At 57.4% G+C, this 14,404-nt stretch carries 14 protein-coding genes; 6 read left to right on the top strand and 8 right to left on the bottom strand.

What is annotated here, in order from left to right; all coding sequences use genetic code 11:
* Window positions 1–40: 40 nt before the first annotated feature.
* The 5 genes from ccoG to ccoN form a co-directional block, all read right to left on the bottom strand.
* Entirely contained in the window at window positions 41–1,474 is a 1,434-nt protein-coding gene (gene ccoG / locus ACSSVV_RS01810) for a cytochrome c oxidase accessory protein CcoG (RefSeq protein ID WP_023009981.1), read from the bottom strand.
* A 131-nt stretch (window positions 1,475–1,605) separates the two neighbouring features.
* Entirely contained in the window at window positions 1,606–2,496 is an 891-nt protein-coding gene (ccoP, locus tag ACSSVV_RS01805) for a cytochrome-c oxidase, cbb3-type subunit III (RefSeq protein WP_023009982.1), read from the bottom strand.
* Window positions 2,493–2,678, bottom strand: coding sequence for a CcoQ/FixQ family Cbb3-type cytochrome c oxidase assembly chaperone (locus ACSSVV_RS01800; RefSeq protein ID WP_011785266.1), 186 nt, complete (start codon window positions 2,676–2,678; stop codon window positions 2,493–2,495). The genes ccoP and ACSSVV_RS01800 overlap by 4 nt, the downstream gene beginning before the upstream one ends.
* Window positions 2,679–2,682: 4 nt before the next feature.
* Window positions 2,683–3,291, bottom strand: coding sequence for a cytochrome-c oxidase, cbb3-type subunit II (gene ccoO, locus ACSSVV_RS01795; RefSeq protein ID WP_011785265.1), 609 nt, complete (start codon window positions 3,289–3,291; stop codon window positions 2,683–2,685).
* 14 nt (window positions 3,292–3,305) lie between these two features.
* On the bottom strand, window positions 3,306–4,736 hold the full coding sequence (ccoN, locus tag ACSSVV_RS01790; protein ID WP_454105468.1) for a cytochrome-c oxidase, cbb3-type subunit I: 1,431 nt from the start codon (window positions 4,734–4,736) through the stop codon (window positions 3,306–3,308).
* A 234-nt stretch (window positions 4,737–4,970) separates the two neighbouring features.
* Here ccoN and ACSSVV_RS01785 point away from each other — a divergent pair, with 234 nt between their 5' ends.
* Window positions 4,971–5,618 carry an alpha/beta family hydrolase gene (locus tag ACSSVV_RS01785; RefSeq protein WP_454105467.1) on the top strand — a complete coding sequence of 216 codons (648 nt, stop codon included), beginning with the start codon at window positions 4,971–4,973 and terminating at the stop codon, window positions 5,616–5,618.
* Here the strand turns inward: ACSSVV_RS01785 and ACSSVV_RS01780 are convergent.
* Window positions 5,591–7,480: a sensor domain-containing diguanylate cyclase gene (locus ACSSVV_RS01780; RefSeq protein WP_454105466.1), complete on the bottom strand. Its 1,890-nt coding sequence runs from the start codon at window positions 7,478–7,480 to the stop codon at window positions 5,591–5,593. The two genes, ACSSVV_RS01785 and ACSSVV_RS01780, sit on opposite strands and share 28 nt — an antisense overlap.
* 131 nt (window positions 7,481–7,611) lie before the next feature.
* Between ACSSVV_RS01780 and rlmM the strand changes: the two genes are divergently transcribed.
* Window positions 7,612–8,688 (top strand): 23S rRNA (cytidine(2498)-2'-O)-methyltransferase RlmM, encoded by a 1,077-nt coding sequence (gene rlmM / locus ACSSVV_RS01775; protein WP_454105465.1) that lies wholly within the window; start codon window positions 7,612–7,614, stop codon window positions 8,686–8,688.
* A gap of 9 nt (window positions 8,689–8,697) precedes the next feature.
* Here the strand turns inward: rlmM and ACSSVV_RS01770 are convergent, their stop codons facing one another.
* Window positions 8,698–8,991, bottom strand: a complete 294-nt coding sequence (locus ACSSVV_RS01770) for an antibiotic biosynthesis monooxygenase family protein (RefSeq protein WP_011785260.1) — start codon at window positions 8,989–8,991, stop codon at window positions 8,698–8,700.
* An 84-nt stretch (window positions 8,992–9,075) separates the two neighbouring features.
* Here ACSSVV_RS01770 and tusA point away from each other — a divergent pair, with 84 nt between their 5' ends.
* Window positions 9,076–9,321 (top strand): sulfurtransferase TusA, encoded by a 246-nt coding sequence (tusA, locus tag ACSSVV_RS01765; protein WP_454105464.1) that lies wholly within the window; start codon window positions 9,076–9,078, stop codon window positions 9,319–9,321.
* A 1-nt stretch (window position 9,322) separates the two neighbouring features.
* Here tusA and dsbD read toward each other — a convergent pair whose 3' ends face one another.
* Window positions 9,323–11,200, bottom strand: coding sequence for a protein-disulfide reductase DsbD (dsbD, locus tag ACSSVV_RS01760; protein ID WP_454105463.1), 1,878 nt, complete (start codon window positions 11,198–11,200; stop codon window positions 9,323–9,325).
* 146 nt (window positions 11,201–11,346) lie between these two features.
* Between dsbD and ACSSVV_RS01755 the strand changes: the two genes are divergently transcribed.
* The 3 genes from ACSSVV_RS01755 to pdxB are packed head-to-tail and all read left to right on the top strand — an operon-like array spanning window position 11,347 to window position 14,356.
* Entirely contained in the window at window positions 11,347–11,910 is a 564-nt protein-coding gene (locus ACSSVV_RS01755; protein WP_413540198.1) for an elongation factor P hydroxylase, read from the top strand.
* Window positions 11,907–13,178, top strand: coding sequence for a DEAD/DEAH box helicase (locus tag ACSSVV_RS01750; protein ID WP_014421207.1), 1,272 nt, complete (start codon window positions 11,907–11,909; stop codon window positions 13,176–13,178). The genes ACSSVV_RS01755 and ACSSVV_RS01750 overlap by 4 nt, the downstream gene beginning before the upstream one ends.
* 23 nt (window positions 13,179–13,201) lie before the next feature.
* A complete protein-coding gene (gene pdxB, locus ACSSVV_RS01745; RefSeq protein WP_454105462.1) occupies window positions 13,202–14,356 on the top strand; it encodes a 4-phosphoerythronate dehydrogenase PdxB in 1,155 nt (384 codons plus the stop codon).
* The last annotated feature ends 48 nt before the right edge of the window (window positions 14,357–14,404 follow it).

The raw sequence follows: 14,404 nt of genomic DNA, 5'->3' as shown, positions 1-14,404 counted from the left end.
CTCGGTTTATGGCTTCAGAGCCGGTTGTCGGGCCCTCTTGTTAGCGGGGCCTTGGACCAACAAACCGGCTTTCAGTTTCAAGTTTAATCAAGGAATCCGGTTGGGACTCGGCGTAGAAACGAATGTCGTTATTGGTATCCACCAGCGCTTCCGGTGGCACATCAACAACCGTGGGCAAGGAGAGGTTCTCGCCACTACTCACCGTTACCATGGTGTCTGTCAGAATACGCATGTCTTCAAGGCCGTCCACAGACAGGCTGAAGGTTTGCGGTACTTCTGACATGTTCTGGATCTTGACGGTATACGAGTTTTCCACCCGCCCTTCGCCGTTAAAACTGAACAGGGCGCCGCGATCCCGCAGTACATCCATCTTGGCCGGAACCCGGGTGGCAATGGTAAAGATCACCGCGCTGATCATCAGTATGAGCACGGCGCCGTAGCCAAAGGTACGCGGCCGTAGCAGTTTGGAAGTTTTACCCTCCAGTTCGTTCTCGGTGGTGTAGCGAATCAGCCCCTTGGGATAGTTCATTTTCTCCATAACTTCATCGCAGGCGTCGATACACAGGGCGCAGCCGATACACTCGTACTGGAGGCCGTCACGGATATCGATGCCGGTGGGGCAGACCTGAACACACTGGCCGCAATCAATACAGTCGCCCAGGCCAACTTCGGCGGGTTCGACGCCTTTCTTGCGGCTGCCGCGTGGCTCGCCCCGGTTGGGGTCATAGGAAACAACACGGGTGTTGGGGTCAAACATCACGGATTGGAAGCGGGCGTACGGGCACATGTACAGACACACCTGCTCCCGCATCCAGCCGGCGTTCAGATAGGTGGCGACGGTAAAGAAGGCTACCCAGAAATAGGCCCAGCCGTTGGCCTGTAAGGTAAACAGGTCAACGATCAGCTCGCGGATAGGGTAGAAATAGCCAACGAAGGTGACGCCAGTCGCCAGCGCAACAAACAGCCAGAGCGCGTGTTTGATCGATTTTTTGGCAAGTTTCTCTCTGGAGTTCGGAGATTTATCCAGTTTCATCCGCTTGTTGCGGCTGCCCTCAACCTTTTCCTCGATCCACATGAAAATAAAGGTCCAGACAGTCTGGGGGCAGGTATAGCCACACCAGACCCGACCGAACAGAGTGGTGATGAAAAAGAGTCCAAATGCTGAAATGATCAGCATGCCCGAAAGCAGGAAGAAATCTTTCGGGAAGAAGGTCACGCCGTACAGGTGAAATTCTCGGGCGGGCAAGTCGAAGTGGATCAGGGGCTGCCCGTCCAGGGTAAGCCAAACGAAGAGAAAGTACATGCCCATAAGCAGGGTCAAGCTGACATTCCGGATTCGCTGGAAAAAGCCTTTGACTTCCTTGACGTAGATTTTCTGTCGACTGGCGTACAGGTCGACGGTTTCTGGCTTTTTCTTGTTATTGGAGGAATCGCCGTTCGGGTCAACCTGTTTGACCGGAATCTCGTTGCTCATGGGTACCTCCCGGTGAGTGGTAAAGCTGGGAGCGGGCCTCGGAGGGTCAGCTGATCTTCTCAAGCCTGTACCCGCGGGCGCAGATACAGGGTTGAGAAGACCGGGCCAGGGCGAGCCTGGCCGGGTCGGATTCAGTTAGACAGGCTGTAAACGTACGCTGCCAGGATCTGAATCTGGTCGTCGGACAGACGACCGCCTTGTGCAGGCATCTGGTTCTGGCGACCGTTCATCACGGTCTCCTTGATCCACTCATAGGTGGAACCGTAGAGCCAGACATTGTCGGTCAGGTTGGGCGCACCCATGGCTTCCATACCTTTGCCTTCCGGACCGTGGCAGGCAACGCAGGCCTGTGCGAACACCTGGGCGCCAGCTTTGGCCGCCTCGGCATCTTCTTCGCGTCCACTGAAGCTCAGCACGTAGTTAACCACCTGATCGACTTGCTCATTGGTCATATTCGGCATGACGCCCTTTGCAGGCATATTGCCGTTACGACCCTGGGCAATGCTGTGCAGGATCTGGTCTGGTTGACCACCCCACAGCCAGTCGTCGTCGGTCAGGTTGGGGAAGCCCACCTGGCCGCGAGCGGCGGTGCCGTGACAGACCGAACAGTTGTTGGCAAACAGGCGCTGGCCGATCTTCATGGCGTCGTCGTTCTGCGCCAGTTCAGGAATGGCGGTGTCGCCGAACTGGGCATAGATTTCGCCGTATTTCTCTTCGGCAGCTGCCACTTCCGCTTCCCACTGGTTGGTGGATGTCCATCCCAGCAGACCCTTGAAGTTACCCAGGCCCGGGTACAGAGCCAGGTAGCCAAGGGAGAAGATGCAGGTTGCCAAGAACAGGTAGAACCACCATTTCGGCAGAGGGTTGTCATACTCCTCAATGCCATCGAAGGAATGGCCCATTGTCCGGTCGGTTTCAGTATCGGTTGTCTGGCTCTTGCGGGTGGCCCAGAGGAGCCACCAGCAGCCGAAAACGGTACCGAGCACGATCACACTGACCCAGATGCTCCAGAAGGTACTCATTGTTTCTTCTCCGTTTTTTCCTGTTCGAGAGTACGCTTTTCGACTTCGTCGTCATCGAAGGGGAGGTGTGCTGCCTCGTCGTTGGCCTTCTTGCGGTGGGCGCTGTACGCCCACCAGACGATTCCGAAGAACGCTGCCATTACCAGCAGCGTGTGAATGCCGCGTAACTCATTAATATCCATGGGATCACCGCTTCTCTGAAATCACAGTACCCAACTGCTGCAGGTATGCGACCAGCGCTTCGATTTCAAATTTGCCTTCGATCTCATTCGCTGCGTTGGCAATCTGTTCGTCGCTGTATGGCACGCCGAGCGTTTGCAGCGTCTTCATCCGGGACTCAATGGAACCGTGATCAACACGATTCTCGAACAGCCACGGGAAGGCAGGCATGTTGGATTCGGGTACCACGCTGCGCGGATCGTACAGGTGCTGGCGCTGCCAGGCATCCGAGTAACGACCACCTACACGAGCCAGGTCCGGCCCGGTACGCTTGGAACCCCACAGGAACGGACGGTCATAAACGAACTCGCCCGCAACGGAGTAGTGACCATAACGCTCAGTCTCAGCCCGGAACGGACGGATCTGCTGGGTATGGCACACGTGGCAGCCTTCACGGATGTAAATGTCCCGGCCTTCCAGTTCCAGAGCGGACAGAGGCTCCAGGCCTTCGACCGGCTCGTTCACCTCTTTGTGGAAGAACAGGGGCACCACTTCCGCAAGGAAACCGCCACTGATGGTCAGCACGATCAGCACGATCATCAGACCAAGGTTCTTTTCGACTATTTCGTGTCTCATCTGGTCTCTCTCCCTTACGCCGCCTGAACCGCAGCATTATCTTCTGCAACGGCGTCTTTCTGGCGTACGGTCATGTACACGTTGTAGGCCATGATCAGCATGCCGGTCAGGAAGATCGCGCCACCGATGAAGCGTACAAAGTAGCCCGGGTAGGAGGCTTCAAGCGCTTCCACGAAGCTGTAGGTCAGGGTGCCGTCTTCGTTCACTGCACGCCACATCAGACCTTGCATGATGCCATTCACCCACATGGCGGCGATGTAAAGCACGGTGCCTACGGTAGCCAGCCAGAAGTGAGTGTTGATCAGGGCAGTGCTGTACATGGCCTGGATGCCCCACAGTTTCGGGATCAGGTGGTAAACCGCACCGATACTGATCATGGCAACCCAGCCCAGGGCGCCGGAGTGCACGTGGCCGATGGTCCAGTCAGTGTTGTGGGACAGAGCGTTGACGGTCTTGATAGACATCATCGGGCCTTCGAAGGTAGACATACCGTAGAAGGACAGAGAAACCACCAGGAAGCGCAGGATAGGGTCAGTGCGCAGTTTGTGCCAGGCGCCGGACAGGGTCATCATGCCGTTGATCATACCGCCCCAGGACGGCGCCAGCAGAATCAGGGACATTACCATGCCTGCTGTCTGTGCCCAGTCAGGCAGAGCGGAGTAATGCAGGTGGTGACCACCGGCCCAGACGTATGTGGCGATCAGTGCCCAGAAGTGCACGATAGACAGGCGATAGGAGTAAACCGGACGGTTGGCCTGCTTGGGAACGAAGTAGTACATCATGCCCAGGAAGCCGGCAGTCAGGAAGAAGCCCACCGCGTTGTGACCGTACCACCACTGCATCATCGCATCGGTAACACCCGCATAGGCGGAGTACGACTTGAAGGCGGTGGCCGGCAGCGCCATGTTATTACCGATATGCAGTACAGCAACGGTAATGATGAACGCACCGTAGAACCAGTTGGCAACGTAGATGTGCGGAGTGCTACGCTTCATCACGGTTCCGAAGAACACCAGGGCGTAGCTGACCCAGACAACCGCAATCGCGATGTCAATCGGCCATTCCAGCTCGGCGTATTCCTTGGACGTTGTCAGGCCCATCGGCAGGGTGATGGCAGCAGCTACAATGATCGCTTGCCAGCCCCAGAAGGTGAACGCGGCCAATCCGTCGGATATCAGACGAGCCTGGCAGGTCCGCTGAACGACGTAGTAGGACGTTGCGAAGAGGGCACTTCCGCCAAAGCCGAAGATTACGGCGTTGGTATGCAGCGGCCGCAAGCGACCGAAGTGAGTAAAGGGCAGGTCGAGGTTGAGGGATGGCCAAACCAGCTGTGCTGCAATCAGCACACCCAGAGCCATACCTACAATACCCCATACCACTGTCATGATGGCGAATTGTCTCACCACCTTATAGTTGTATGTCAGGTTTGCATTTACTGTGCTCATAGCCTTACCAATGGGTTCAGGATGGGGAATTATGCGGAGGCAAGTATGGAGAAACGATTATTCCTTTGCAATGATCAAGATCAAGTTATGACATCCGTCAAATCCGCCGGAATCAGTAGGCTGGCCAGTAAGTTGCAAGTCTATTCAATATGTTTTTATTGACGCTTTAATGGCTTGCCAGATCCATTCTGTCACCGGGTTTGATCCGCAACAGGAGCGAGAGAGAGAAAATTGGTGAAAAGAATTAAGACCAAAGGCTACGGAAAAGATGCCAAAGCGGTAATGATACTCGCCCACGGTGCAGGCGCGCCCATGGACTCAATGTTCATGGAGTTGTTAGCTGAGGCTCTCGCAGGGCAAGGCATCGAAAGTGTGCGGTTCGAGTTTCCCTATATGGTGAAGCGTCGGGAGGATGGCAGAAAACGACCTCCCGATCGGCAGCCGGCTTTGCTGGCGGCATTTGAAGATCAGGTGTCCCTGGCCAGAGAGGAGCTTGGAAGTCAGGTACCACTGTTGGTGGGGGGGAAATCAATGGGAGGGCGGATGGCCACGCTTCTGGCTGCCGGGAAGTTCAGGGATATTGATGGCGTTGCCTGTTATGGCTATCCGTTTCACCCGCCGGGGAAGCTGGATCGTTGGCGGACTGACCATCTGGATAAGGTCGCGGTTCCTCTACTGGTGGTGCAGGGTACCCGGGACCCATTCGGTAAACCGGATGAACTGAAGGCGCAGGATCAGATCCCCGGCCTTACCCGGCTGTGCTGGCTGGACGGCGGAAATCACGATTTTCAGCCGCTGGCGCGGCAGCCAGAGCAACAGTCAGACCTGATTGCGCAGGCTGCTCTTTTGACGCGTCAGTTTGCCGACGATGCCGTGCTGTGACCAGGCGCTGACGCGCGATTGGCGAGTACGATCTGATCTCGCCCTGCGCCCTTGGCCTGATAGAGTGCTTCATCGGCTTTTCGGAACAGGTCAGATGGCTCCTCCCCCGTACCCAGTTCGGCAATCCCGGCGCTGAGTGTCAGATGGAAAGGCTTTTTGTCTGGAGCGATAAGGGCGGTTTCCCGCATGGCCTTGAGTATGCTGAGACAGAGCGTGCGCGCGCCTTCCAGATTGTTTCCGGGGAGTAGCAGGGCAAATTCCTCGCCACCAAAACGGATGGCTACGTCCCTTGGCCTTTTGACATGCTCATCCAGAATGCCCGCGATCTGTTTCAGGCATTGGTCTCCGAAATCGTGGCCCCAGGTATCGTTTACGCGTTTGAAATGATCGGCATCAATCAGGGCCAGAGTTAATGGGTTCCCGGTCCGACCGGCCTCCCTGCAGAGTTCAGGCAGAAGATTATCCATGTGGCGCCGGTTGTACAGGCCAGTGAGCGCATCGTTGAGGCTTAAAGATGCCAGTTTCCGATTTGCCTGTTCCAGTTCCCGCATGGTGTTGCGGAGCTGGGCGGTGCGTTCATGGACCTTCAGTTCCAGTTCGGTCCGAGCCTGGTGTTCCACATCCAGCAGTTTCTGGTTAAGCAGGCGCCAGCGCTGCACCAGGGCGTAATTCAGCAGGACCACCTGGCCTCCGAGAACCGCCTGCATCATCACTTCCCGGGCCTGATAATCGCCAAGATAGCCGAACGCAGCCATGGCATAGATCAGTGCCCCGGCAACCATTACCATCCAGGCCGCCAGATACCAGAATGCGGGCCTGTATCCCTGGCGCCAGCGAACGTAGGCAATAACCTGTAGCGCCACAATGACTGTCAAGGCCAGGGCGGTATTGATCAGGATGGACTTGGTATACGGGATCAGGAGCGTCAGTGCTACTGCGCCAACGGCAACTGTGGCCAGTGATTTCAGCGCCTTGACAGAAAGAGTGTCGGGGCCGACTTCCAGGAAAGACCAGCCAAATAGAGTCATCGCCAGCGCGCAAACGGCCAGGGTTAACGGAATGGAGAGGTTCGCCAGTTCTGAGCTCTCCGGCCAGAAGTATTGGTTGGCAAATCCACCCATGGCGAACAGGAACATCCCGATCGAGATTATATAAAAGGCGTTGTAGAAGTAATAGCGGGTGCCCGCACTGATGAACAATAGCAAGTTGAACGCCGCCAGTATCAGCAGGGCGCCGTAAAACAGGCCGTGTATGAGGGTGAGATGGTTGCTTTCTGCAATTACCTCGCCCGGTGTCATCAGGCCCAAGGGCACGTTCAGCGCGCCACTGCTATGCACCCGGATGAGGATGGAGTGGTTTTCGCCGGCATCCAGTGTGACGGGGAGCAGGAAATAACGGTAATCTATGCCCCTTGTGGCAAACGGGAACAGATCGCCGGTCGCCAGCGGAGGTCGGGCGTCTTCAGGCCTGTAACCGCTTTGGTAGCGGCTTTTTTGCCAGAACGTCACCTCGTCCAGCAGCGGGTAATGAAGCTTCAGGTACCAGAGACCGGATTCAGCGCTGCTGTTGCGGACATTAAGTTGAAGCCAGTACACGGAATCCGTGTGGCTGAATACCAGATCATGGCCCCGGGCTGATTTCCAGGCCAATTCAGCCGGTAGATCCTCCGGTGCGGTTGCAGCATGGGCCGGCTCACCCGGGCGGGCCGAGTAGAAACAGATGTGGTGGTTGATCGCACTTCGGGCGTCCGGGCTGGCGGCATCAAGAGCGGGACACGGTTCCATAGCCGCAAGCTGGCCGCTGAACAGCAGGCTAGCCGTGGCCAGAAAGCAGGCCGTAAGCAGGTTCCAGAGTTGGAGCATCTTCCACCAGGCGGTACGTTGGGAGGCAGAAAGTGTAGCCAGCGTGAACAAGTGCTGCCGTTAAACACGTTCAAGTTTTATCGCTGTCAGTGCGTCAGAATCCTGACAGTGGTCACCAACAAGGTTATGGAATGCAACAGATAATGCTGATGTGTCGCCCGGGGTTTGAAACCGAGGCGGGTCAGGAGTTGATGGATTCGGCGGCCGCTTGTGGTCTGTTCGGTTACTTTCAGCCGATCAGGAACGCAGGGCTGGTGCGGTTTACCCTTGGCGGGCCCGAATCTGCCTTTGAATTGATGCAGAGAATACCGCTGGGCGAGCTGGTCTTTGTGCGGGACTGGTTTCTGGTGATTGGCGATTGCCCGCTGCCGGCCAGGGACCGGGTTGGAGCCGTTATCGAGTTCCTCCGGGGCGCCGATTGGCAGGGCAGCCTGGCATCACGACTGGAAACCCGGCTTACGGAAGCCAATGAAGACCGCGATCTGGGCAACTTTGCCCGAAAATGGGTGGCACCCCTGTCCCGCGGACTCAGGGAGGCGGGCTTGCTGGCGCAGGACTCGGACAGTGCCAAAGGTGACCGTCTGGAGTTGCTGTTGCTGGATTTTGAAACGGCCGTTGTCGGGTTAAGCCTGGCCGATAATCGATCCCCTTTTCCGCAGGGCATACCCCGTTTGCGTTTGCCTGCCTCCGCGCCCAGCCGGTCTGCGCTCAAACTCGAAGAGGCGTGGAAAGTCTTCATTCCTGAAGATCGTTATCTGGACTACCTGGGTGGGGGGCGGAAAGCGGTGGATCTGGGCGCCGCTCCCGGCGGATGGACCTGGCAACTGGTACAGCAGGGCATGATGGTGACGGCGGTCGATAATGGCCCCATGAATCCAGAGTTGATGGCCACGGGGCATGTTGAGCATGTCCGGGCTGATGGCTACGCCTGGCGCCCGAAGCGGGCCGTGGACTGGATGGTCTGCGATATCGTCGACAAGCCCCGAAAAACTGTGTGCCTGGCGCTGGACTGGGTAGGCGGCAAGCTGTGTCGCTACACCGTGTTCAATCTCAAGCTACCCATGAAGAAACGTTATGAGGAGTGGCTGATCTGCCGGGACATACTGCTGCAGGGGCTGGCGGAGGCCGAGCTCAATTGCCGGCTCCGGGCCCGGCACCTCTACCATGACCGGGAAGAAATAACCTGCTTCATCGAGCGCCTGGACTGATCGCCGGGCTCACGGCATATCGCTGTGCTGGAGCACGGTAATGGCTTCATCCCGGTCCATCATGGGGGTGAGTTCCGCCATTAATTCCCGGCGTTCAGGAGAGCGGTACCAGCGATCCCAGTCTGCCTCTGAGCGCCAGTTTGCCAGTGTCATGCGATGGTTGGGGTCGCGGCAGTCGACCAGGGTCTCACCGGAGATAAAGCCCGGGGCACTGACGGCCTGCTGTAACACTTTTCTGGCCCGGTCTTCGTAGGCCGACTCCAGAGTTTCGGCAATATGGCGTTCAATAAGTACCCGAATCATGACAATCTCCCTTTATTTTCGCTGCTATAAACAATAATTTAGCACTGGATTCAGAAAAATCACGCTACTTGCAGGAGGTCACGCTTGTCCGATCATGATTATCACGCAGAACTGGACGCACGGGGACTGTTCTGTCCCGAGCCGGTCATGATGCTGCACAATCGCATCCTCGATGTTGAGGTTGGGCAGGTGCTGCGGGTGGTGGCCACCGATCCTTCAACCACTCGGGATATCCCGAGGTTCTGCCAGTTCCTCGGGCACGAACTTCTCGGTCAGCAGGAAGCGGGCGGCGAATTCCTGTTTCTGATCCGCCGCTGTCAGGACGCCTGACTCAGAGTTTCTGACCAATATTGGCCACGTGCTCCAGAAACTGATCCCGATCCATCTCGCCCAGTACGCGGGCGTTGCTGAGCTCTGACCCGCTCGCCTGATAGAACAGTATTGCCGGGGGGCCAAACAGGCCGAGTTCATCCAGCAGGGCCTGCTGGGCGGGCGTGTTGTCCGTCATGTCGATCTGCAGCATGGTGTAGGGTGACAGTGCCTGGATGACCTGGGGATCGCTGAACACATTGCGTTCCATGACTTTGCAGGAAATACACCAGTCCGCATAGAAGTCCAGCATGACGGGCTGCCCCCGGTCACTGGCATTGGCCAGCAATGCGCGGATCTGGTTCGGATCCTCAACACGCTGGAAGCTGGCATGTGATAGCTCGCCCGCCACTGGTCCCGGCGCCGCGGAGGCGACAAAGGGCGCCAGCGGCTTGAGCGGGTCGTTGGCGCCGCTGACGGCACCGGCCAGCAAGGCCAGGCCATAGGCAAACATAACCAGCCCCAGCCCCTTACGGGTGCGCTGCCAGCCAGCCTTGGCGGCATCGAATGCGCCCAGCTGTACGCCAGTAATAGCAATCAGCAGCCCCCACATGGTCAGGCTGAACCAGACCGGTACCAGGCGCTCAACCAGCCAGATAGCCACGGCCAGCAGCATGACACCGTAGAAGTGCTTCACCGTGGTCATCCAGTGCCCTGAGCTTGGCAGCAGTTTCCGGCCGCCAACGGCAACCAGAATCAGGGGAACTCCCATGCCCAGGCCCAGTGCCAGCAGCGCCACACCGCCGATCACGGCATCCTGAGTGGTGGAAATGTACAGCAAGCTGCCGGCCAGTGGCGCAGACACGCAGGGCGAGACAATAAGTGCTGAAAGGGCACCAATGCCGAAGATGCTGGCGACACGGCTACCAGTCAGGCGATGGCTGGCATCGTTGAGGGGTTCCCGAATAAAACGTGGTAGCTGGATTTCGAACAGGTCGAACATCGACAGCGCAAAGACCACGAACAGGCCAGCGAAAACACTCAGCACCCAGGGCGACTGTAGCTGCGCCTGGAGATTGAAGCTGGCGCCCAGCAGGCCGGTAATGACACCCGCCGCGGCGTAGGTTAATGCCATGCCCAGCACATAGCTGCCAGACAGCAATAATGCGTGGCTGGTGGTTCTTGTATTACGCCCGGAGACCATGGAGGAGATGATGGGTACCATGGGCAGAACGCAGGGCGTAAAGGTCAGCCCCAGACCGAGCAAAAAGAATACGCCGGCGATCATCCAGATCGACTGGCTGGACAGAAAGCCGGCGAGGCCGGTCGCGGTGGAGGTATCTGCGGGCGCCGCATTTCCGGTATCGGAGGTCACTCTGTTGGCAGCGGTCTCGGCAGCGTCGCCACCAGGGTAATAGAGGATGTCCCGGGTCTGCGGGGGATAACAAAGCCCGGCCTCTGCACAGCCCTGGTACGTCACCTGAAGCTCCGCTTCCCGGACACCGTCGGGCAGGGTGATGGGGACCCTGGCCTGGACCGGATCAAAAAAAACGGTGATCTCACCAAAGAATTCGTCTTCAGTCAGCGTGCCCGGTAAAGAAAAGCCGGGTTCGCCAACCTGTACACCATCAGTTACGGCATTGATCTGTATGCGGCTTTTATAGAGGTAATGGCCGGGGGTGATATTCCAGGCCAGCACCACAGCCCCGTTATCAGTGGTGTAATCAAAGGGCAGTGCTTCATCTACCGGCAGAAATTCGCTGTTACCAAACAGGCTGCCATTGCCGGACCCCAGAGCCTTGGCTCCGGGAGACGCCAGCGACAGACCCACTGCCAACACAAGCAGGAGATGGTAGGACAGATTTCGCGTAGAAGCACTGAAGGCCTGGACTGCTGACATGGATACGGTCATTTCCTGATTCTGGTATGCATGAAGTCGGTTCGAAGCCAGTGGACACCATGCTGTGGCGAAAGTTCCCACTGGTATTGGCCGCGTTAAAGTCGCACAATAGCCAACCGATGAATCACAATCCAGACGATCTTATCATGCTGTTCAATGACCTGTTCCGGGAATCATACCGGACGATTCTGGTCAGGGGCAGCGACGAACCGGAATATCTCCCTGTGAGCGAGCCCGAGGGCCTTGCCAGGGTAGTCTTTGCCCATGGTTTTTTTGCCAGTGCCCTGCACGAGATTGCCCACTGGTGCATTGCCGGTGAGCATCGGCGCACAATGTACGATTACGGATACTGGTACTGTCCGGATGGACGAACACCTGAACAGCAGCAAGCGTTTGAGCAGGTGGAGGTGAAACCTCAGGCCATAGAGTGTCTGTTTTCCCTGGCGGCCGGCTTCCGCTTTCACATCAGTGTCGACAACCTCGCCGGCGGAGGCGCTGCCGATGGAGATGCATTCCGCCTGAATGTGCTCAACCAGGCGAGCGATTACCTTGCCTGTGGATTACCCCGCCGTGCACAGCAGTTCTACGATTCGCTCTTGCAGTTTTACAGCACTGGTGCCCGGATAGATGAAACCTGGGCTCGAGTGAAGACCCGTCTGTTAACTGCAGAGCAGGAATACGATCAATCAAGGATACCTGAACCCCTATGACATCAGAACCAAAGCATACCGGCGATTTACGCTTCAGCGACCTCAATCTGGACAAGCGACTGCTGGATGCCATTTCCAAAATTGGCTTCGAGTACTGCACGCCCATTCAGGCAGAAACGCTGCCCTGGACCCTGGCCTGTGAAGACCTCATTGGCCAGGCTCAGACGGGCACCGGCAAGACTGCAGCCTTTCTGATTACCGCGATTCAGTCTTTGCTGGAAACTCCGATCGACGAGAAAGAGCGTTTTGCCTCCGAGCCTCGTGTTCTGGCGCTGGCGCCCACCCGCGAACTGGCCATGCAGATTGCCAAGGACGCCGAACAGCTGTGTCATTACACTGGCCACAATGTGGTTACTGTGGTTGGCGGGATGAACTACGACAAGCAGCGGGAGCAGTTGCAGAACGAAATTGTCGACATCCTGGTGGCTACCCCGGGCCGATTGATCGATTTCCTGGGCTCACAGGATGTTTTTCTGGATCAGCTCGACATCCTGATTCTGGATGAGGCGGACCGGATGCTCGATATGGGCTTTATCCCGGACGTCAAGCGCATCATCCGCAAGTGTACCCCCAAGGATGAGCGCCAGACCCTGCTGTTCAGTGCCACCTTCAACCAGGATGTCCTCAACCTGGCATCCATGTGGACCCGCAATGCCGAGTTTGTCGAAATCGAGCCGGAACAGAAGACTGCAGAACGAGTTGAACAGACCGTTTTCCTGGTGTCCGATAACGAAAAGCTGCCGGTACTGGTGAATTACCTGAAGCGGCCGGAAGTAGAGAAAGCGATTGTTTTTGCCAACCGTCGTGACCAGTGCCGTGATCTTGAAGAGGATCTTAAAAACCAGGGTGTGAAAGTGGCGTTGATGTCTGGCGAGATTGCCCAGAACAAGCGGCTGAAAACGCTTGACCAGTTCAAGAAGGGGCAGATCCAGGTGCTGGTTGCTACCGATGTGGCGGGCCGTGGCATCCACGTAAACGGCGTGACCCATGTATTCAACTACAATTTGCCAGACAATGCCGAAGATTACGTTCACCGCATTGGTCGTACTGGCCGTGCCGGTAAAACCGGAGTATCGGTGAGCTTCGCTGGTGAAGAGGACGCGTTTGCCCTGCCGGAGATTGAAAAATACATCAGCCAGAAGCTGAAGACGGCGGTGCCTGATGAGAATCTGACAGCCGCCATGGATAACCCGCCGATTACCCGCAAGCGGGGTGGTCGCCGGCCGCAGGGCAACAGCGGTCGCGGGCCCAGACCACGTCGTCATTGAGAGTCACTGGTGAGACCACTGTTATGCTGATCGTTGCGGACGAGAATATACCCTTACTGGATTCCTTTTTTGGCGACATCGGAGAGATTCGCCGGGTGAATGGCCGGACGCTGGCTCCGGACCAGGTAAGGGATGCCGATATACTTCTGGTCCGTTCGGTAACCCGGGTAGACCGGCAGTTGCTGGATGGTGCCCGGGTGCGGTTCGTTGGTACGGCCACGATTGGAACGGACCACATAGACCAGACCTGGCTCCAGGAACAAGGCATCGGTTTCGCCGCTGCGCCAGGCTGCAATGCCGTCAGTGTGGCTGAGTATGTGCTCTCGGTATTGTCCCTGTACGCAGAAAAGCGGGGTATTGAAGACTGGTCATCCCTGACGGTAGGGATTGTCGGGGTGGGTAATGTCGGTGGTGAGTTGGCCCGAATGCTGGAGCGGCTGGATTTCACGGTAAAGCTCTGTGATCCGCCCAGGCAGGAAGCTGAAGAAGAGCACGCAGAGGAGTTTGTGCCGCTGGCCGGGGCTCTGGAGTGTGACGTTGTAACCTTGCACACGCCGTTGACGCGAACTGGAGACCATCCCACCAACCGGATGATCGCGGGCAGCGAGCTCGCGGCGCTTGGGCAGGATCAGTTGTTGATCAACGCCGGCCGGGGCGAGGTGATAGACGGAGAGGCATTGCTTGCCCGGCTTCAGCAGGCAGACGCGCCCACGGTGGTGCTGGATGTCTGGGAGCATGAGCCCAGAATCAACCCGGATCTGCTAGACCGGGTGTGGCTGGCCACGCCCCACATTGCCGGCTACAGCCTGGAAGGCAAGATGCAGGGCACGGAGATGATCTACCAGGCCCTGTGCCGTTACCTGGGGCTGCCTGTGCGCAAGAAAGCCGGACAGTTTCTGCCGGAGCCGGCCCTCAGTAAAGTGTCCTTTACCAGCAGTGCTGATGAGGATGAGGCCGTTCAGGTTGCTTTGCGCGCCTGTTACGATCCCCGCCGGGACGATGCCCGCCTGCGGCTGACCATGCGCGGTAATCCTGAAGAGCGGGCGCAGGCCTTTGACAGGTTACGCAGGGACTACCCGGTGCGCAGGGAATGCTCGAGTCTGAAAGTGCAGTTGAAGGGTAGCAGCAAGTCGATTCAGGACAGCTTCAGGGCCATCGGGTTCAAACTGAAGATCTGACACCCTGAATGTCTTACTCGTCAAAAGAGAAGGGCGCCTGTGTGGCGC

It is taken from the genome of Marinobacter sp. MBR-105 (assembly GCF_053628895.1).
Note: the sequence above shows the minus strand (reverse complement) of the source record. Positions and strands in the feature narration are given on the sequence as shown.

Coding starts and splice junctions, on each gene's coding strand:
- ccoG (WP_023009981.1), bottom strand. CDS start 1,474: ATGAGCAACGAGATTCCGGTCAAACAGGTTGACCCGAACGGCGATTCC.
- ccoP (WP_023009982.1), bottom strand. CDS start 2,496: ATGAGTACCTTCTGGAGCATCTGGGTCAGTGTGATCGTGCTCGGTACC.
- ACSSVV_RS01800 (WP_011785266.1), bottom strand. CDS start 2,678: ATGGATATTAATGAGTTACGCGGCATTCACACGCTGCTGGTAATGGCA.
- ccoO (WP_011785265.1), bottom strand. CDS start 3,291: ATGAGACACGAAATAGTCGAAAAGAACCTTGGTCTGATGATCGTGCTG.
- ccoN (WP_454105468.1), bottom strand. CDS start 4,736: ATGAGCACAGTAAATGCAAACCTGACATACAACTATAAGGTGGTGAGA.
- ACSSVV_RS01780 (WP_454105466.1), bottom strand. CDS start 7,480: ATGCTCCAACTCTGGAACCTGCTTACGGCCTGCTTTCTGGCCACGGCT.
- rlmM (WP_454105465.1), top strand. CDS start 7,612: ATGCAACAGATAATGCTGATGTGTCGCCCGGGGTTTGAAACCGAGGCG.
- ACSSVV_RS01770 (WP_011785260.1), bottom strand. CDS start 8,991: ATGATTCGGGTACTTATTGAACGCCATATTGCCGAAACTCTGGAGTCG.
- dsbD (WP_454105463.1), bottom strand. CDS start 11,200: ATGTCAGCAGTCCAGGCCTTCAGTGCTTCTACGCGAAATCTGTCCTAC.
- ACSSVV_RS01755 (WP_413540198.1), top strand. CDS start 11,347: ATGCTGTTCAATGACCTGTTCCGGGAATCATACCGGACGATTCTGGTC.
- ACSSVV_RS01750 (WP_014421207.1), top strand. CDS start 11,907: ATGACATCAGAACCAAAGCATACCGGCGATTTACGCTTCAGCGACCTC.
- pdxB (WP_454105462.1), top strand. CDS start 13,202: ATGCTGATCGTTGCGGACGAGAATATACCCTTACTGGATTCCTTTTTT.